The organism is Azospirillum doebereinerae, from assembly GCF_003989665.1.
GTDB lineage: Bacteria > Pseudomonadota > Alphaproteobacteria > Azospirillales > Azospirillaceae > Azospirillum > Azospirillum doebereinerae.
Genome location: NZ_RZIJ01000019.1, coordinates 37,544 through 55,466, shown reverse-complemented (window position 1 = coordinate 55,466; position 17,923 = coordinate 37,544). Strand labels below are relative to the sequence as shown.

The window sequence follows — 17,923 nt, the reverse complement described above, 5'->3', positions numbered from 1 at the left end:
GGATGGGCGGCCGATAAAAGCCGCCCATCCCCATGCCGTGCCCAGCCTCAGGGCATGTACTGGCCGCCGTTCACGTCGAGCACCTGCCCGGTGATGTAGCCGCTGCACGCGTTCGAGGCGAAGAACAGGAAGGTCGGCGCGCATTCCTCCGGACGGCCGAAGCGGCCCATCGGGAAGCCGGCACCGATGCGGGCCTTGGTGTCCGTGTCCTTGTCGGCGTGGAAGGCCGTGTCGAAGGTGCCCGGCGACACCGTGTTGAAACGGATGCCGTCCTTCGTGTGGAAGGCCACCCAGTTCTTCTGGATGTTGTGCAGCCACGCCTTCGCCGCGCCGTACAGCCCGGCGCCGGGGCCGCCGCCGGTGTAGCCGGCCACCGACCCAACCAGGATCACCGACGCGCTGGTGCCGCTCCGCTTGGCCGAGTCCTTCAGGTGCGGCAGGGCGTGTTTGGTGACCATCAGGGCGGAACGCGCGTTCAGGTCGGTCACCGCGTCGAAGAATTCGTCGTCGATCTCCTCCAGCGGCTTGCGGGCGACGAGGCCGCCGGCGTTGTTGATCAGCACGTCGATCCCGCCGAAGCGCGCGACAAAGGCCTCCACCAGACGCGCGGCCTCGGCGCTGGACGACACGTCGGCGGAGAAGAACGCGACCTCGCCGTCCAGTTCGTTCAATCGGGCCAGCGTCGAGTCGAGGTCGGCCGGCGTCTTGCGGCCGTTCATGCCGACCAGCGCGCCGTGCCGCGCAAAGGCCTCCACCGCCGCCAGACCGATCCCCTGGGTCGAGCCCGTCACCAGCACGCGCCGGCCCTTCAAATCCCCGAACATTGCCGTGTCCTTCCTTGCGATCGTTGAAAACGCAGCACGGACCGCGATTCCCGGCCTCGCGTCCGGACGGACGCGGCGCGGGGCGATCGGCGGGCCGAACGCATAATGTCTCATTTATTGAGACATATTGCTCAATATACGCAGGATGTTAGGCAGATGCGGCCATCGGGTCAAGTTTCCCGATCCCGCTGCGTCAGATCGTCCGCTAGCCGAATGTCTCACTATATGATTTTATCTATGTTGGATTTGACAACATACAACGCGGCCGCTACGGTCGCGTCATCAAGGTGACACGATGCCCACCAGAACCGACCCGATGACCCAGACCATGGACGCGATCGATCCGGCCACGCCCGAAAAGCGGCAGGCCACCGGCACCCAGACCCTGCTTCGCGGGCTGGCGGCGATCGAGTGCGTGGCGACGGGCACGACGGAGGTGAAGGGCATCGCCGCGCGGCTGAACACGCCGCGCAGCACCGTCCACCGCATGCTGAACAGCCTGGTGGCGGAGGGGTACCTGCACCACGTGCCCTACAAGGGCTATCTGCTGGGGCCGAAGCTGATCCAGCTCGGCATGAAGGCGCTGGAGCAGCGTCCGCTGGTGGCGTTGGCGCGGCCCCACATCGAGGATTTGGCCCGGCGCACCGGCGACACCGTCCATCTGGGCGTGGTCGACGGCGGCGAGGTCTTCTACCTCGACAAGATTCCCGGCACGCGCGGGCTGGAGATGCGGTCGCGCGTCGGCCTCCGCATGCCGCTGGCCTCGACCGGAATCGGCAAGGCGCTGATGCTGGGCATTCCGCCGTCGCGCTGGCGCGAGTTGCACGCGGCGGCCTCGACGCCGGGCGACCGGCCCGGCCCGGTGCCGTGGCCGAAATACGAAAAGCTGATGGCGGGCTTCCTGCGGCGGGACTGGGTGCTCGACCTGGAAGAGAACGAGATCGGCGTCCGCTGCGTCGGCGCGCCGGTGCGCGACATCAGCAACCAGGTGGTCGCCGCGATCAGCGTGGCGAGCGCCGTGCCCTACATGCCGGACGAACGGATGGCGGAACTCGGCCCCATGGTCCGGGCCACCGCCGACGCGATATCAAGGGAATTGGGATGGAAACAGGACGGAAGCGCGACGGGGCTGCCCTGATCGCGTTGGACTGGGGCACCTCCAGTCTGCGTGGATTCCTCATGGACGGCGGCGGCACCGTGCTGGAGCAGCGCGCCAACGCGCACGGCATCCAGAATCTGCCGCAGCCGGGCCTTCCCGGATTCGAGCAGGCCTTCGCCGATCTGTGCGGCGACTGGCTGTCCGCCAACGCCGGGATTCCGGTGGTGGCCGGCGGCATGGTCGGCAGCGCCCAGGGCTGGGCCGAGGCGCCCTATGTCGCCTGCCCGGCGGACACGAGCACGTTGGCGGCCCACGCCATCACCGTCGACAGCGCGTCGGGAACCAGCATCCTGATCGCGCCGGGCGTCACCTACGACCCGCCCGACGCCCCGCCGGACATCCTGCGCGGCGAGGAGATCCAGATCGCCGGCGTGCTGGCCGACCGCCCCGACTGGGCGCGCGACGCCTGCATGGTGCTGCCCGGCACCCATTCCAAATGGGTGCGGATCAGCGACGGGCGGATGACCCGCTTCGCCACCTACATGACCGGCGAGGTCTTCGCCGTCCTGACCAAGCACTCCATCCTCGGGCGCCTGATGCCGGCGGACGCGGAGGCCGACACGGGCGCCCGCGACGCGGCCTTCGCCGACGGCGTCCGGGCGGCGCAGGCCAGCGGGCCGGGCGACCTGACGCACCAGCTCTTCGCCGCGCGCACCCTTGGAATCACGCGGCGCATGGCGCCGGCGTTGCTGAAGGACTACCTGTCCGGCCTGCTGATCGGGCACGAGATGGTCTCCGGCCTCGCGCTCATGGGCGGCGAGATTCACGCCGGCCGGCCGCTGCTGCTGATCGGCGAGGGCGCGCTCTGCCGCCGCTACGTCCAGGGGCTGGGCCTGCTGGGCATCGAGCCCACCGCCCGGCTCGAGAACACCGCGCCCAAGGGGCTTTTCCAGTTCGCCATCGCCGCCGGCCTGATCGCGCCGCCGGCTGGAAAGGACAAGCATGTCTGATGAAAGCCTGAAGGCCCGCCTCGACGCCGCCTTCGCCGCCCTGCCGCTGGTCGCCATCCTGCGCGGGCTGAAGCCCGCCGAATGCGAGGACGCCGCCCAGGCGCTCTACGACCGGGGCTTCCGGCTGATCGAGGTGCCGCTCAACTCGCCCGATCCGTTCGACAGCATCGCCGCGATCCGCCGCCTGCTGCCGCGGGACGCGCTGGTCGGCGCCGGCACCGTGCTGGAGGTGGCGCAGGTCGCCCGCCTCAAGGAGATCGGCGCCGATCTGGTGGTGATGCCGCACGCCGACACCGCCGTGATCCGCGCCGCCAAGGCGGCGGGGCTGGCCTGCGTGCCGGGCGTCGCCACGGCGACCGAGGCCTTCGCCGCGCTGGCGGCCGGCGCCGACGCGCTGAAGCTGTTCCCGGCCGAGCAGATCAACCCGACCATCGTCAAGGCGATCCGCACCGTGCTGCCGGCCGGCACCCGCCTGCTGCCGGTGGGCGGCATCGCCCCGGACACCATGGCCCCCTTCCTGGAGGTCGGCGTCGCCGGCTTCGGCCTGGGATCGGCCCTCTACAAGCCGGGCATGGCCACCGCCGAGATCGCCGAACGGGCCGCCGCCTTCGTCGCGTCCTGGAAGACGCTGAACCCCGGCTCATGATCACACCGCCCGCACAGGAGCGCGCCAAGCGCCACGGGTTCCCGCTTTTCCTCACCCCACACCCACCATCGCCAAGCAAGTTTGCAGGGAGAACGCTTATGAAGGGTTATCGCTTTCTGACCGGCGCCGTCGTCGGCGCCCTGGCCTCGGCCAGCCTGATGGTCGCCGCCACGGCCGCCGAATACCCGACCAAGCCGATCGAGCTGACCGTGCCCTACGCGGCCGGCGGCGGCACCGATCTGGTCGCCCGCGCCTACGCCGACGCCGCCAAGAAGCACCTGCCCCAGTCGATGGGCGTGGTCAACAAGACCGGCGGCGCCGGCGCGGTCGGCCTGACCGAGATCATGGCCGCGCGCGCCGACGGCTACAAGATCGGCATGGGCACCGTCGAGATCACCATGCTGCCGCACATGGGGATCGCCCGCTTCACCGCCGACGACTTCACCCCGATCGCCCGCCTGAACGCCGAGCCCAGCGCCATCACGGTGAACGCGGATTCGCCCTTCAAGACCTACGAGGACTTCATCGCCAACGCCAAGGCGAACCCCGGCAAGGTCCGCATCGGCAATTCGGGCACCGGCGCCATCTGGCACCTCGCCGCCGCCGCGCTTCAGGACAAGACCGGCCTGACCTTCAACCACATCCCCTATGACGGCGCCAACCCGGCGGTCACCGCCTTGCTCGGCAACCACATCGAGGCCGTCAGCGTCAGCCCGGCCGAGGTGGTGAACCACGTCGCCGCCGGCAAGCTGCGCATCCTGGCCGTCCTGGCCGACGAGCGTTCGCCGGCCTTCCCGGACGTGCCCACCGTGAAGGAGAAGGGCGTCGACCTGTCGGTCTACACCTGGCGCGGCATCGTCGTTCCGAAGAAGACCCCGCAGGCCGTGGTCGAGACGCTGCGCGCGGCCTCCAAGGCGACCGTCGAGGAGGCGTCCTTCAAGGAGACGCTGACCAAGATGAACCTGACCCTGGCCTACGCCGACGGTCCCGAGTTCGGCAAGGTCATGCAGAAGGACAACACCTTCTTCAAGGACCTGATGACCAAGCTCGGCATGGCCAAGTAAGCAAGCCAGTAAGCAAGAAGGACGGCGGGGCACGGCCGGCATCACCGCCGCGCCCCGTCCGAGGAGACGTCGAATGAGTCATTCTCCCGAGGGAGCCCCGGGGGCGGGTGCGCCGCGTTCCGCGGACATCGCCGCCGGCATCATCGTCGCCGTGGTCGCCGTCGCGGCCATCGCCGTGTCGCGCGACTTCCCGACCACCGGCCTGGACAGCGACGTCGGGCCGGCCCGCTTCCCGCTGATCTACGCGGGCATCCTGATCGTGCTGAGCGCCATCCTGGTGATCGGCCGCCTGCTGCCGACGCGGCGGAACCAGGAGCGCGCCGCAGAGCCGGCCCAGCCCGGAACCGGCTTCCGCTTCGCCCCCGTGGCCATCGGGGTGGTGGCGACGGCCGTCTACATCTACCTGATCTCGCTGATCGGCTACCTTCCGACGACGGTGGTGTTCCTGATCGGCATGATGCGGCTGATGGGACAGCGAAGCTGGGTGCGCACCCCGCTGCTCGCCGTCGGGATCACCGCCTTCCTCTACCTGATCTTCCTGTACGGCCTGCAGATCCCGTTGCCCGTCGGAAGCCTGTTCGAAGCCGCCGAGCTGTAGGCGAGGAGTCCGGAAGATGTATGAAATCGACATGCTCCTCAAGGGGTTCGCCAATCTGGCGGCGGATCCGGTAACCCTGCTGCTCGCCCTGATGGGCGTGGCGCTGGGCATCATCATCGGCGTGCTGCCCGGCCTGACGGCCACCATGGGCGTGGCGATCCTGCTGCCCTTCACCTTCGGGATGGACCCGGCTCCCGCCATCCTGATGCTGTCCGGCGTCTTCTTCGGCGGCATCTACGGCGGCTCGATCACCGCCATCCTTCTCAAGATTCCGGGCACGCCCGCCGCCGCCGCGACGGCGATGGACGGCTACGCGCTGAGCCAGAAGGGGCAGGCCGGCATCGCGCTCGGCACCGCCACCCTCTCGTCCTGCATCGGCGGCACCTTCAGCGTCTTCATGCTGATCTTCCTCGCCCCGCTGCTGGCCGGCATCGCGCTGGAGTTCTCGGCCGCCGAGACCTTCGCGCTGGCCGTGTTCGGCCTGTCGATCATCACCAGCGTGTCGGGCGAATCCCTGGTCAAGGGGCTGATCGCCGGCTTCCTCGGCCTGCTGCTGTCCACCGTCGGCATGGACCCGATGGGCGGCTTCCCGCGCTTCACCGGCGGCTTCAACGAGCTGCTCGCCGTCCCCTTCATCCCGGTGATGATCGGCCTGTTCGCGGCGTCGGAAGCCTTCAAGTCGCTGGGCCAACCCGCTTCCCGCGCCGAGGTGAAGGTCCACATCGGCCGCATCATCCCGCCCTGGGACGTCTTCAAGGGCCTGATCTTCACGATCCTGCGCTCGTCGGGCCTGGGCATCATCGTCGGCATCATTCCCGGCGCCGGCGCCGACATCGCCTCCTTCGTCGCCTACAACGAGGCCAAGCGCTTCTCCAAGAATCCGGAGAATTTCGGCAAGGGCGAACTGAAGGGGGTCGCCGCCGCCGAATCCGGCGCCAACGCCTGCACCGGCGGCGACCTGCTGCCGATGATGACGCTGGGCATCCCCGGCGACGCGGTGACGGCGGTCATGCTGGGCGCGCTCACCATGCAGGGTCTGCAACCCGGTCCGCTGCTGTTCAAGGACCACGCCGGCCTGGTCTTCACGCTGTTCGCCGGCATGCTGTTCTGCTACGCGGCGCTGCTGGTGCTGGGTCTCTCCTCGCTGCGCCTGATGGGCAAGGTGCTGGAGATGCCGCGCTCGATCCTCACGCCGCTGATCCTCACGCTCTGCGTCGTCGGCGCCTACGCCATCAACAACAGCATGTTCGACGTCGGCATCATGCTGGCGACCGGCGTGGTCGGCTTCTTCATGCAGCGTTGGGACTACCCGGCCTCGCCGGTCGTGCTGGCCCTGATCATGGGGCCGATGGCCGAGGCGAGCTTCCGCCGCGCCCTGTCGCTGTCGGGGGGAAGCCTCGACTTCCTCTACACCCGCCCGATCACGCTGGGCCTGCTGCTGGTCGCCGCGATCACGCTGCTGCTGCCGCTGCTCAAGCACCTGAAGGGCGACGGCGGCGGACCGACGCCGGACGGCCGGACGGTCGGCGCCGGCACCGGAGGCGTGAAGTGACCACGGTCACCGTCATCGGGCTCGACGCGGTCGCCGTTCCGGATCTGCGCAACGGCAACGGCGAGAACCCCGTGTGGGACGCCGACCGCCGGGATTGGACCTGGATCGACATTCCGGGGCGCAGCGTCCACCGGCTGGATCCCTCCAGCGGCCGTCACCGCCGCTGGACCCTGCCGGAGATGATCGGCAGCCTGGTGCTGCGGCCGGACGGCGGTGCGGTCTGCGGCTGCGAGACCGGCGTCTTCGACGTGGACCTGCCGGAAGAGGGCGGGGAGGCGACGGTCGCGCGCCTCGCCGCCGCCCCCTTCCCGAAGGACGGCATGCGCTTCAACGACGGTCGCTGCGACCGCCAGGGGCGGCTCTGGGTGTCCGGCATGGTCAAGGACATCACGCAGGGCGACACGTCCGGCGCGTGGTACCGCTTCACCCGTGCCGACGGGCTGACGGAGACGGGGCTGACGGGGTTCGTCATCCCCAATGGCTCCGCCTTCAGCCCGGACGGGCGCATCCTCTACGCGTCCGACACCCACCGCGACGTGCGGATGGTCTGGAGCTGGGACTACGATCCCGACACCGGCACCGCGCGGGACCGGCGTCCCTTCGTCGACATGCGCGCGATGGTCGGACGGCCGGACGGCGCCACCGTGGACGTCGACGGCTGTTACTGGATCTGCTGCCTGGACGAGGGCTGCATCAAGCGCTTCACCCCGCAGGGCGTGCTGGACCGCCGCATCGAGGTGCCGATGCGCAAGCCGACCATGTGCGCCTTCGGCGGGGACGACCTGCGGACGATGCTGGTCACCTCGCTCAGCCGGGGACCGGCCGACTTGGCGGAGGACCCCCATGGCGGGCGCGTCCTGATGTTCGACCCCGGCGTCCAGGGACTTCCCGAACCGCGTCTGACCCAGTGACCAAAAAGGAAAAGGCGCCGTCTCCGGCGCCTTTTCCTTTTTGTCTTGGCGTTCCCTCGTCCCTTAGAAGGCGAAGCGGGTGTCCAGCATCACGATGTCGGCGCGGTCGTTCAGGTCGGCGCCGCCGGTGGTCGAGGACAGGCTGGAGCGGACGTAGTCGTATTCCAGCCCGGTGGTCAGGCCAGGCGCCACGGTCCAAGTGATACCGCCCTGCCAGATGTCGGCCTTGGCGGGGGTCGACAGGGTCGCCGAATCGTTGCCGCGCGCCCGCACGTAGTTGGCGGCGAAGAGCAGCGGGCCGCTGGCGTATTGCCCGCCGACGATCAGGACCTCCTGGTCCCGCTTGGACGGGGCGTCCTTGGCATAGGCGCTGTCGCCGCTGTAGGCGTAGCTGGCACCGACCTTGAAGCCCTCATAGGCCACGTTCGCCCCGACATGGAACGAGTTCAGGTTCTCGAAGCGCTGGTCGGACACGCCGTCGGTCTGCCGGACCGTCTTGCCGGTCTGGTAGAAGGCGCTGGCCTCCACCGTCACCGCGTCGAAGACGCCCTGGTAGACGGCGCCCCCCTCGATCACGTCGTGGAACGACAGGCCGCCGCCCAGCGCGTCGGTCTTGCGGCGGTTGACCGAGGTGTTGGAGTCGCCCGAGCGCGGGGTGTAGGAGAAGGCCGCCTGGACGCCGCCGAAGGACGGGCTGAGATAGACGATCTTGGTGCCGGCGTCGTAGCTGATCAGCGTGCGCACGCTGGTCGCGGTCAGCGGCAGCGCGCCATAGGTGGTGGAGCCGTTCAGGAACAGCAACCCGTTGCTGTCGGCGCTGCCGGCCACGCCCTCGACGTTGGGGCCGATCATCCCGTACTCGTCGGACAGACCGTTGAGCACGCCGGCCTGCACCGTGCCGAAGCCGCCGGTGGCGTAGAGGAAGGCGCGGTCGTTCTCCACCGTCCGGCTCGACACCGCGGGGTCGCCGTTGCCGGCCAGCAGGCGCAGGCGCCCGCCGTATTCCAGCCCGTTGTCGGCCTTGGCGTTCGGCGAGATGGTCAGGCGCAGGCGGTTGGCGAATTCGGTCGAACGCAGGCCGCTGTCCTGGCGCTGGTCGACGAAGGCGCCCTGGAAATAGCCATCGCCGCCGACGGTGATGTCGAAGCTGGACTGGGCCAGCGCCGGAGACGCAAGAGCCGCGCCCAGGGCGACGACGGCGGTGGCGGTGGCGGCGGTGCGGGCGGAAACGGCAAAACGCATCGGTCGGATCATTCCATCGGTCGGAGAGGAAAGGGTTAGGATTTCTTGGCGCGCGGGAACCAGCGCCGCGCCATATCGGTCAGGTTGCCGTCGTCGAGCCGCGCCTGGCAAAGGATTTCGACGCTCTCGGCCCAGCGCGGGTTGACACGGCGGAACTGGGCGACCGCCGGGCTGTCGAGCTTGGCCTCGCTGATCGCGCGGGCCTCCTCCGTCATCCCGTAGCCTTGCCAGTTCCAGTCCACGAACCCGCCTTCCGGGTCGTAGTACTGCTCGAAGGTCTCCCGTCCCACCCAGTCGCGCACGGCCCGGTCGAGCGGATCGAGCGCCGTGTCGGGGTCGGGAACGTGGCGGCGGAACAGCACCGGCATGTAACGGTAGGAGCGGTAGCCGACGGCGCTGTACATCCAGTACCAGACACGGTCGGACGAATCGGCCCGGACGCGATCCAGCATGAAGCTCAGCATCGCGCGCACCAGCCCGTTCGACCCCCAGTAACGGCGGTGGAGGATGCAATGCGCGGTCAGCAGGACTCCGACCGCCCGGCCGTCGATCTCCGTCTCCCGCCGGTACACGGTGGCGAAGCCGACCAGTTCGCCGGTCTCCGCATCCTCCTGGAGAAGGCAGTGGTCGACCTCGGCCAGTTCCTCGTTGAAATAGGCCTCGCCGTAGCCCTCGAACCAGACGCTGAGCAGGACGAACATCGCCGCCCGCCGTTCGGCGGACAACTCGGAACCGGAAACGATGCTCGTGCGCAGCGGCCAGGGGTTCATCCCACGTCACCGCTCAGGTAGCGCGCGGCGCCGGCCTCGCGGACATCCTCGCAGATCTCCTCGTAATTGCAGGTGATCTCCTCCCCGGCGGCGATGTCGCGCAAGGCGACGAAGCGCCGCCAGTCCGCCGCGTCGGCGCGGCCCATCAGCGGGCTGTCCGCGTGGTTGACGAAGCGGGCGTTGTCGCCGGGAAGCAGGATGCCCAGCCCCTCGATCACGCAGCCATGCGCGTCGATCAGCCGGGCAAGCTCCGGGTAATCGACCAGCAGCGCGGCGTCGGGCTCCAGCAGGCGGTCGATGCGGGCGTCGAACGCCCACATCGGCGTGCCGGCGGCGACCGGCGCCTGGGCGAACAGGCCCAGCCCCTCGATCGGGCTGGACGCGACACGGGTGGGGATCAGCAGGGGCATGGCATCCGTCTTTCCAACAAACGTCGCGTCAGGCGGCGACCGGCGCGGCCATCAGCGCCTCGTCGAACTCGAAGCTGCTGGCGTCGTCGACGAACTGCTCGCCGATGGTCGCGTCGCTGCTGGCCAGGCAGGTGCCGAGGTAGTCGATGAAGCGCGGGGGCGGCGCGAAGCCTTCGGCCAGCAGGCGGCTGTTGTCGAAGGCGATGTCCTGCGCGATGAAGCGGTGGTACTTGCGGGCGCCCACGGCCATCGTCCGGTTCAGCAGGGTGCGCTCCGGGAAGGCGGCGCGGAAGGCCGCGTCGAACGGCTTCCAGCCTTCCGGCCCCTTGTGGTCAAAGCGGGTGTAGGGGCGCTGGCCCTCGTGCCCATGGGCGGCGAAGCCCTTCTCGAATTCGGTCCAGGTCGTGCGCGCCCCTTCACCGGCCGAGACGTGGTAGAGCTTGTGCTTCAGGTCGGGCTTGTTCAGCAGGTCGTGCAGGCGGGCCGTGGCCCAATCCACCGGGATGATGTCGATGAAGCCGTCCGGGGTGCAGGGCAGCAGGCCGGTCCGGTCGATCAGGCGGTAGTACCAGAAGATGCTGGCGCTGGGCCGCACGCCGAGCTTGGTATGGCCGACCACGATGGACGGGCGGGCGACGACGATCGGCAGGTCCTGGAAGGCGGCGGCCAGCGCGTGTTCCGTCGCCGCCTTGCTGCGGGTGTATTCGGCGATGTGCGGGGCGGTGTGGCTGGCGGCCGGAGCCTCCTTCACCATCTGCATGTGCGGGGCCTCGCCGCAGCAGAAGGCGGTGCCGATGTGCAGGAAGCGCTGGAGGTGCTTCATCTTGCGCGCGCGGCCGGCCAGCGCCAGCGTGCCGTCGACGTTGATTTCCCACACCGACTGGCGGCTGTCGAAGGAGGTGTCGGCGGCGATGTGGACGATCTTCGTCACCTGGTCCAGGCGCGGATCGGTGCTGGTCGCCAGCGACTGAAGGTCCCCCGGCAGGATCTGGCACAGGCGGGCGGCGGCATCGGCCGTCTCGCGGTCGCTGTGGCGGTTCAGGTTGGTCGCGAGACGGGCGCGGCAGGCGGCCTCGTCGGCGCCGCGGACCAGCAGCATGTAGTCGGCCCCGTTCCCGTTCCTGACGGCGTCGAGGTAGAAGGCGCCGCCGAGAAAGCCAGTGCCACCGGTGAGGAGAATCATTTGGACCTCAGTCTCGCTTGAATGTTGCGGGAGGGAGAAGGGAGCCACCCATCGTCAGACGGCGGGAAGCGATTCGGGTTCGGAGGCCGGGCGGGCGGGAACCAAGCGGCGGGCACTGCCCCGGTCCACCTGGATCTGCACGTCGGCCGCGTCGAAATAGGCGTCGTCGTGGGTCACCGCGATCACGGTGATGCCGCGCGCCTTCAGCCAGGGGATGATCTCCCGGTAGAATTTGCGGCGGAAATAGGGGGACTGGTCGGCCGCCCACTCGTCGAGCACCAGCACGGGCTTGCGCTCCAGCAGGGCCGCGACCAGGGCGAGGCGCTTCTTCTGGCCCTGCGACAGCTCCACCGTGGTGAAGGCGTTGCCGTCGAGCGCCACCTTGTCGGCGATCTCCAGCAGGTCGAACAGCTCCTCGGCGAAGCCGTCCTCCAGGTCGCGGGCGCCGTAGAGCTGGCGGGTCAGGTGGACGTCGGAGAAGACGACGGAGAACAGGTCGCGGTAGGACGCCATCTCGTCCGCCGCCACCGGCTGGCCGTCCACCGTCAGCGCGCCGCGGTGCGCCGGGTAGAGCCCCAGCAGCATATGGACCAGCGTGCTTTTCCCCGAGCCGTTGTGGCCGGTGACGAAGATCACCGTCCCACGTTCCACCGTCAGGTCGATCGGCCCGACGGAGAAGGATCCGATCCCGTCGCGCCCGGCGTGGCGGAAGGTCGTGCCCTCCAGCGCCAGGGTGGAGAAGCCAGTGAAGTCCACCGCCGGACCGGGCGCGGGCTTGGGCGGCAGGGCCGGCGTCTTCAGCTCCGCCTCGATGGCGAGGTAGCTGCGCGCCGCCGTCTCCGCGCCCATGTAGGACGGGTAGGAGGTGACGATGGTGATCACCGGGTAGGCGACGAAGGCGGCGGCGTGCGCCGACAGCACCACGGTCGAGATCTCCGTCGCCGCCAGGGCCGGCAGCAGGAAGATGATCCCGGCGATCGAAAAGTAGTAGGCCAGCTCGTTGGCCATGTAGTAGTCGGCGTAGAGCACGTTGAACTGGAACCGCTTGCGGTGCAGCTCGCCGGTGCAGGCGTCGATGTCGGCCAGCGCGTTGGCGCGGCGGCGGCGGTTGACCTTGCACTCGCGCAGGGTCTTCAGGATGTGGTCGGCCCGCTCGGTCAGCCCGACCTCGCTCTCGTGGATGCTTTCGGCCTGGACCTCCAGCTTGGCGACGATGCGGGCGACGATGATGCCGCCGATCCCCAGGCTGGCCAGCACGATCAGCACGGCCAGACCCGACAGCGACGACAGGTAGACCAGGCAGAGGATGATCGCCGCCACCGACTGCACGCTGATGACCAGCGTCGGCACCGCCTGCGCCAGGATTTGCAGCTCCGCCCCCGCCGCTTGGGCGATGCGGTTGGGACCCAGCGCCATCACGTCCGGCAGGTCGGCGGCGAGCGCCCGGCGCAGCAGATCGACGCGCAGCCGGCCCAGCCCCGCCTGGATCCGCTTGGACGCCATCCGCATCAGCAGGTTCTGCGCCATGCGCCAGACGAAGGCCGACACCAGGAAGATCAGCAGCAGGCGTTCGAGCCCGTGGCCGTCCTCCAGATGCAGCAGCGCGTCGTTGAGCGTCGTCAGGACCGAGAGGTTGAGGGCGGCCGCGAAGGCAGCCAGCAGGAACAGCGATTGGACGTTGCGGAGAGCGTCGCGTCGCAGGAGGCGCCAGAGATCCATCCCAGCCTCACTTCGGCTTGACGAGGTCGAGCAGGCGGGACGGAGACATCGACGACAGGATCGGGGCCGAGGCCGCCGTCTTGGCCGCCGGCGGCGTCGGCGGAACCGGCGCGGCAGGAGACGAACCCTGGGCAGGCGTCGCCGTGTGAGACGTGGTCGGCTCGGCCGGGCCGGTGTTCAGGCTGGGCATCTGCGCGACCGGCGTCTGGTTGGGCGACCCGTCGCCGCTGAGCGAGGGCAGCTGGGCGGTCGGCGGCAGCGCGACGCTGGTCGGCACGCCGGCCACCGGGGCGCCGGGCGGGTGCACGCCGGAAGCGGAACCGATGGTCACGCCGGGAGCCGGGGCCGAGGGCAGCGCGCCGGCGCCGCTCTTGTCGGTCGCGGCGTCGAGGATCAGCGGCAGGCCGCCGCTGGCGGCGTTGCCGATGACGACGATCTTGGAGTTGGGCGAATGGGCCAGCTCCAGCGTCGCCTCGATGCCGCGCCAACGCAGGTAGTTCTCGGTCAGGTTGGCCTGGACGGTCTCCTGGAAGGCGCGGATGCCCTGCCCTTCCAGCTGCTTGCGTTGGCTCTCGAACAGCTCGCGCTGCAGGCGGAACTGGTATTCCTGGGCGGCCTGGTCCTGCTGAATCTTGCGCTCGATCGACGCCATGATCGCGTCGGGCAGCGAGACGTTGCGGATCAGGATGTCCTGGATCAGCACGTAGCCGGTCTTGACCGACGCGTCGGCGCGCGGCCCGGACGCCTCGGCGCCGATCAGCTGGGCGTACATCACGCGGTCGGCCAACTGCTCGTAGGCCTCGGTCTGCACCCGCAGGCGGCGGTGGGCGTAAAGCTCGTCCGCCTTGAAGCGCGACACGATCTCGCGCGAGACCGAACCGACCTCCGGCACCAGCAGCACTTCGAGATAACGGGGACCGACGTGCTTGTGCAGGGAGGCCAGCGCCTCGGCGTAGGGCCGATAGCGGACCGTGATCTCGATGCTGACGTTCAGGCCGTCGTTGGCGATGGCCGAGTAGGAGCGCGTGTCCTCCTGGAGGCGGAGGTCGTAGACCTCGATCTTGTCCCACGGGAAGATGACGTGCACGCCCTCGGGCAGCGCCGGCGCGATCTGGGTTCCCTGATGGAAACGCTTCCACAGCACGCCGCCGTGGCCGGCGGGGATGAAGATGACGATCGACGGGATGAAGTAGAGGAAGATCAGGATGCCGACGAGCAGCGTGCAGAGCAGCGACCGGCGGTACTCCTCGTACCAGAACCCCAGCAGGCCCGCGAGGCGGGACTTCGGCTTCGGCAGGGCGGCGTCCATGTCGTCGGCGGCGAAGGCTTGGTCGGCCATGTCACTCGGTCTCCTGCAAGCAGGCCAGGGCGTCGGCGCGAAGGCCGGGGCCGGCTTGGATGATGTCGATGCCGGCGGGCGCCGAGGCGGCCTGCCGATTCTGATTGTGCTCCGGCGCGCTCATGCGCCCGCCGACCATGCGGATCGTCTGGTCGCAGATCGCCGACAGGTCGCCGTCGTGCGAGACGAAGATCACCGTGCGGCCCAGCGACTGGAGCTTGCCGATGATCTCGTTGGCGAAGCGGGTGCGGAACTCGGCGTCCTGGTCGGAGGTCCATTCGTCGAGGATGATGATCGGACGTCCCTCGGCCACCGCGACGGCGAGCGCCAGACGGCGGCGCTGACCCTTCGACAGGTCGCGGTTCAGCAGCCCGTCGCCGGTCTCCGGCACCAGATGGTCGATCTTCAGGTACGCCAGCATCTCGCGGAACAGGTCGTCGTCGAAGCCGTTGCCGCGCGGCAGCCGCGTGAAGATGTGGTGGTCCTGGAACACCGCGCAGAACAGGTCGCGGTAGGCCTCGATCCGGTCGGTCTCCACCGGCTGCCCGTCGATCAGGATCTGGCCGTCGTCGGGACGGAACAGCAGCGGGATGACGCGCAGCAGGGTGGATTTGCCCGACCCGTTGGAACCGACGATGCCGACCACGCTGCCCGACCGGATGGTCAGGTCGATGGGGCCGATCATGAAGGGCTCCGGCCGCATGCCGGCCCGGTAGGCGAAGTTCACGCCGCGCAACTCGATGGTGTCGAAATGGCGGGGCGCGCGGGCCAGACGCGACGGCTCGTATTCCGCCGCCGGCATGATGGCGAGCAGGGCGGTCAACTGGTTGGCCGCGTCCTCCGCCGCCACGTAGTCGGGCACGGCGTTGAGGAATTTCGACAGGGGACGCGCCAGGAACAGGATGACCGAGGTCACCGTCGGCAGCTCGGCGATGGACATCGCCCCCATGCGCGGGAAGATGAAGACGAAGACGGCGGAGAAGCCGACGATGATCGTGGCGATCCACGAGAACAGCTCGCCCAGACTGCGGCCGTGGCGGCGCTTCAGCGCCTCCCAGCTGGCGATGTCCGCCTCGACGGCGGCGACCAGCTCGTCGCGGCGGGACTTGCCCAGCTTGACCTCGGCGTTGCCGCCGACCAGCTCGGAAAAGCCCTGGAGCATGCGCAGCTCGGAGGTCTTGGCGTCGCCCAGCATGGCGCGGGTGCGCTGCGCCTCGCGGACGTACCAGCCGCCGACCAGAACGGCGGCGCCCAGCAGCAGCGTCGCGCCCAGCGTCGACAGCGTCCACAGATAGGCGTAGGCGACCAGCGCGACCAACGCCATGTTGGCGGCGATCGACAAGTTCGGCATCAGGGCGGCGATGCGCTCCAGATGGTAGTTCGCCATGTCGAAGCTCTGCTTGGCTTCCAGATCGAGGATTTCCCCGTGGGAGCCCAGCGTGACGTGGCGCAGAAATCGGCGGCGCGTGTCGGCCAGCGCGCTGAAGGCGGTGGTCAGCAGCAGCCCGACGAAGCGCTTGCTGAACATGTAGCCGACGATCAGAGACGCGCAGAAGACCAGGAAGGGGGTGTCCATCACCTCGCCGCGCAGCCAGCCCGACAGCTCGGCGCTCAGGCTGACGAGGCTGATGAGGTTGGCGGTGGCCGAGATGCAGCCGGTGACGATCAGCCGCGTCAGAACCTCGCGGTCCGCCAGCCCGGTCAGCACCAGCAGCGCCGAGGCGGGCTTCGAGGGACGGGGGATGGGCCGGCTCATTGGTCGAGCCACTGGTTGACGATGCGGTCGATGGTGCCGTTGTCGCGCAGCTTGACGAAGGCGGCCTGAAGGCGGTCGGCCTTCTCCTTGCGCGCCTTGGGCATGGCGATGTAGCGGGGAACGAGGCCGAGCGGCTTGGGCAGCACGCGCACGTCCTTCAGCCGGCCGTCCTGCTTGGCCATGTAGGTCAGCACGTGCAGATCGCCGACGAGGACATCGACGCGGCCCAGGATCAGGCGGCGGAAATTGACCACGTTGCTGCTCGACGGAACCTTGTCCAGATAGGTGGCGGCGTCGAACGCCGATTCATAGTTGAAGCCTTCCACCACGCCGATGCGGTAGGGGGACAGATCCTCCAGCCGGTCGAAGGTGATGGTGGAGTCCTTGCGCACCATGAAGACGGTGGTTCCGGTGCGGAACGGGCCGATCATGTTGTACTGCGCGAAACGGGCGGGCGACGCGATGAACTGGAAGCCGACGTCGGCCGTGTTGTTGTCCATCGCCTGAAGCACTTCGTTCCAGGACAGCGGGCGGTGGACCGGGGTGACGTCCAATTCCTTCAGCAGGGCGGCGACGATCTCGGTGTCGATGCCCGTGCGGTTGCCGTTGAAGGAGTAGTTGTAGGGCGGGAAATGGTCTTCCGACGCGATGGTCCAGTATTCGGCGCGCGCCGGGACCGCCGCCAGCAGAAGCAGGGGCAGCAGCAGCGCGGCACAGAGCCGTGAAAGCGGCAGGCACGAAAACGACCGGCGCACGAGCGCGACGGCTTTCGTCCGTAAATCCGTCCGGTCCTGATTGGTGTTGCCCGTTCCCATCGTCACGCCTTCACGGCCTTCTTACGGGGAGCCGTCAACAGAATCAGAAGCAGGAGGGCGCCGGGCGGGGTGAGAACCACCGCCAGGAAAGCATAGAGCAGAAACCCGCCCCGACGGCCGATCGCGAGAAACCCGACCAGCAGGCAAAGGCCAATGTAGATCAGCTCGTACACGGTGATGCTTTCCTTTCCGCCCGGCGTTCGACGTCAAACCGCTGGGATCAGCCGGCCTTCTGGACCGGCGCATCCTCCATCTGCGGCGCGTCGACCGCAGAGCCCGAGGTCTCGGCCTTGGCGCGCTCCAGTTCCTTGGCGAAATGCTCGCGCATCGCGTCGACGTCGAAATTCAGCAGCGTGCCGCCCGTCTCGAAATGCTGCGCGAACACGCGGCCCAGCGCCTGGGTCGCGGCCAGCGACAGGGCCGGCATCACCGCCATGCCGAGCACGGTGCCGACGAACGGAACCGCCTTCACCGCCGAGCCGAGCACACTGGTGCTGAGCGCGCCGGGCATCACGCCGCCGAGCAGGGCGACGACGATGGCGCGGGTACGCTCCTGGGCGAACTCCACGTCGTACAGCTTGGCCAGCTTGTGGATCATGTTGAGCTGGGCCGCGCTGACCGCCGCGACGTCGGCACCCGGAACCGGGATAAGGCCGAGCGCACCCGAGGCGTAGCTGTGGTACTTGATCAGGTCCTGGGCACGCTTCTTACGGTCTTCCATAATCCAAAGCCTTTCAGGGGACGGTAGGGATTGCATGGTGGGAAACGAAACCTTGCGCTTTACGCGAGTCATCCGACCAACGCGTTGCGCGCAAGGCGCAACGACGCACGCAAAGGTCGAATTTGAGCTTCACTGGAGATTGGAAAATTCACCCGGTTGTATTTTTGTGTCCTCAACAAAGGAAGACCTGGAAACACAACCATTGGAAAATTCGATATTTCCACCCACACTATACTGTCGTCGTTCCTTATTCTTACAGGTCAG

The 17,923-nt window shown here is 68.6% G+C and carries 18 protein-coding genes; 7 read left to right on the top strand and 11 right to left on the bottom strand.

Annotation, left to right across the window (positions count from 1 at the left end; genetic code table 11):
• Window positions 1-47 precede the first annotated feature (47 nt).
• A complete protein-coding gene (locus tag EJ913_RS21520) occupies window positions 48-824 on the bottom strand; it encodes an SDR family NAD(P)-dependent oxidoreductase (RefSeq protein WP_127001714.1) in 777 nt (258 codons plus the stop codon).
• Between the two features lie 295 nt (window positions 825-1,119).
• Here EJ913_RS21520 and EJ913_RS21515 point away from each other — a divergent pair, with 295 nt between their 5' ends.
• From EJ913_RS21515 to EJ913_RS21485, 7 genes are all read left to right on the top strand, one after another.
• Window positions 1,120-1,962, top strand: coding sequence for an IclR family transcriptional regulator (locus tag EJ913_RS21515; RefSeq protein WP_244939447.1), 843 nt, complete (start codon window positions 1,120-1,122; stop codon window positions 1,960-1,962).
• A complete protein-coding gene (locus EJ913_RS21510) occupies window positions 1,926-2,933 on the top strand; it encodes a 2-dehydro-3-deoxygalactonokinase (RefSeq protein WP_127001712.1) in 1,008 nt (335 codons plus the stop codon). Before EJ913_RS21515 ends, EJ913_RS21510 begins: the two co-directional genes overlap by 37 nt.
• Window positions 2,926-3,579 carry a 2-dehydro-3-deoxy-6-phosphogalactonate aldolase gene (locus EJ913_RS21505; RefSeq protein ID WP_127001710.1) on the top strand — a complete coding sequence of 218 codons (654 nt, stop codon included), beginning with the start codon at window positions 2,926-2,928 and terminating at the stop codon, window positions 3,577-3,579. The genes EJ913_RS21510 and EJ913_RS21505 overlap by 8 nt, the downstream gene beginning before the upstream one ends.
• 98 nt (window positions 3,580-3,677) lie before the next feature.
• Entirely contained in the window at window positions 3,678-4,643 is a 966-nt protein-coding gene (locus EJ913_RS21500; protein ID WP_127001708.1) for a Bug family tripartite tricarboxylate transporter substrate binding protein, read from the top strand.
• A gap of 73 nt (window positions 4,644-4,716) precedes the next feature.
• A complete protein-coding gene (locus EJ913_RS21495; RefSeq protein WP_127001706.1) occupies window positions 4,717-5,241 on the top strand; it encodes a tripartite tricarboxylate transporter TctB family protein in 525 nt (174 codons plus the stop codon).
• A 16-nt stretch (window positions 5,242-5,257) separates the two neighbouring features.
• Window positions 5,258-6,793, top strand: a complete 1,536-nt coding sequence (locus EJ913_RS21490; protein ID WP_127001704.1) for a tripartite tricarboxylate transporter permease — start codon at window positions 5,258-5,260, stop codon at window positions 6,791-6,793.
• Window positions 6,790-7,704: an SMP-30/gluconolactonase/LRE family protein gene (locus tag EJ913_RS21485; protein ID WP_127001702.1), complete on the top strand. Its 915-nt coding sequence runs from the start codon at window positions 6,790-6,792 to the stop codon at window positions 7,702-7,704. Before EJ913_RS21490 ends, EJ913_RS21485 begins: the two co-directional genes overlap by 4 nt.
• A gap of 63 nt (window positions 7,705-7,767) precedes the next feature.
• Here EJ913_RS21485 and EJ913_RS21480 read toward each other — a convergent pair whose 3' ends face one another.
• From EJ913_RS21480 to EJ913_RS21440, 10 genes are all read right to left on the bottom strand, one after another.
• Window positions 7,768-8,946 carry a porin gene (locus tag EJ913_RS21480; RefSeq protein ID WP_127001700.1) on the bottom strand — a complete coding sequence of 393 codons (1,179 nt, stop codon included), beginning with the start codon at window positions 8,944-8,946 and terminating at the stop codon, window positions 7,768-7,770.
• A gap of 35 nt (window positions 8,947-8,981) precedes the next feature.
• Window positions 8,982-9,716 (bottom strand): hypothetical protein, encoded by a 735-nt coding sequence (locus EJ913_RS21475; RefSeq protein ID WP_185909877.1) that lies wholly within the window; start codon window positions 9,714-9,716, stop codon window positions 8,982-8,984.
• Window positions 9,713-10,126 (bottom strand): SET domain-containing protein, encoded by a 414-nt coding sequence (locus EJ913_RS21470; RefSeq protein WP_127001698.1) that lies wholly within the window; start codon window positions 10,124-10,126, stop codon window positions 9,713-9,715. The genes EJ913_RS21475 and EJ913_RS21470 overlap by 4 nt, the downstream gene beginning before the upstream one ends.
• A 28-nt stretch (window positions 10,127-10,154) precedes the next feature.
• Complete coding sequence (locus tag EJ913_RS21465; RefSeq protein WP_127001696.1) at window positions 10,155-11,309, bottom strand: SDR family oxidoreductase; 1,155 nt, start codon at window positions 11,307-11,309, stop codon at window positions 10,155-10,157.
• A 54-nt stretch (window positions 11,310-11,363) separates the two neighbouring features.
• The gene (locus tag EJ913_RS21460) at window positions 11,364-13,028 is read right to left on the bottom strand and encodes an ATP-binding cassette domain-containing protein (protein ID WP_127001694.1); all 1,665 of its coding nucleotides are present in this window, start codon (window positions 13,026-13,028) and stop codon (window positions 11,364-11,366) included.
• Between the two features lie 7 nt (window positions 13,029-13,035).
• Window positions 13,036-14,367: an SPFH domain-containing protein gene (locus EJ913_RS21455; RefSeq protein ID WP_127001692.1), complete on the bottom strand. Its 1,332-nt coding sequence runs from the start codon at window positions 14,365-14,367 to the stop codon at window positions 13,036-13,038.
• Between the two features lies 1 nt (window position 14,368).
• The gene (locus EJ913_RS21450; protein WP_127001690.1) at window positions 14,369-16,123 is read right to left on the bottom strand and encodes an ATP-binding cassette domain-containing protein; all 1,755 of its coding nucleotides are present in this window, start codon (window positions 16,121-16,123) and stop codon (window positions 14,369-14,371) included.
• A complete protein-coding gene (locus EJ913_RS21445) occupies window positions 16,120-16,878 on the bottom strand; it encodes a substrate-binding periplasmic protein (RefSeq protein WP_238518970.1) in 759 nt (252 codons plus the stop codon). Before EJ913_RS21445 ends, EJ913_RS21450 begins: the two co-directional genes overlap by 4 nt.
• A 62-nt stretch (window positions 16,879-16,940) precedes the next feature.
• Window positions 16,941-17,111: a hypothetical protein gene (locus EJ913_RS31785; RefSeq protein WP_185909876.1), complete on the bottom strand. Its 171-nt coding sequence runs from the start codon at window positions 17,109-17,111 to the stop codon at window positions 16,941-16,943.
• Between the two features lie 47 nt (window positions 17,112-17,158).
• Window positions 17,159-17,659, bottom strand: a complete 501-nt coding sequence (locus EJ913_RS21440; protein WP_127001688.1) for a YcjF family protein — start codon at window positions 17,657-17,659, stop codon at window positions 17,159-17,161.
• Between the last annotated feature and the right edge of the window lie 264 nt (window positions 17,660-17,923).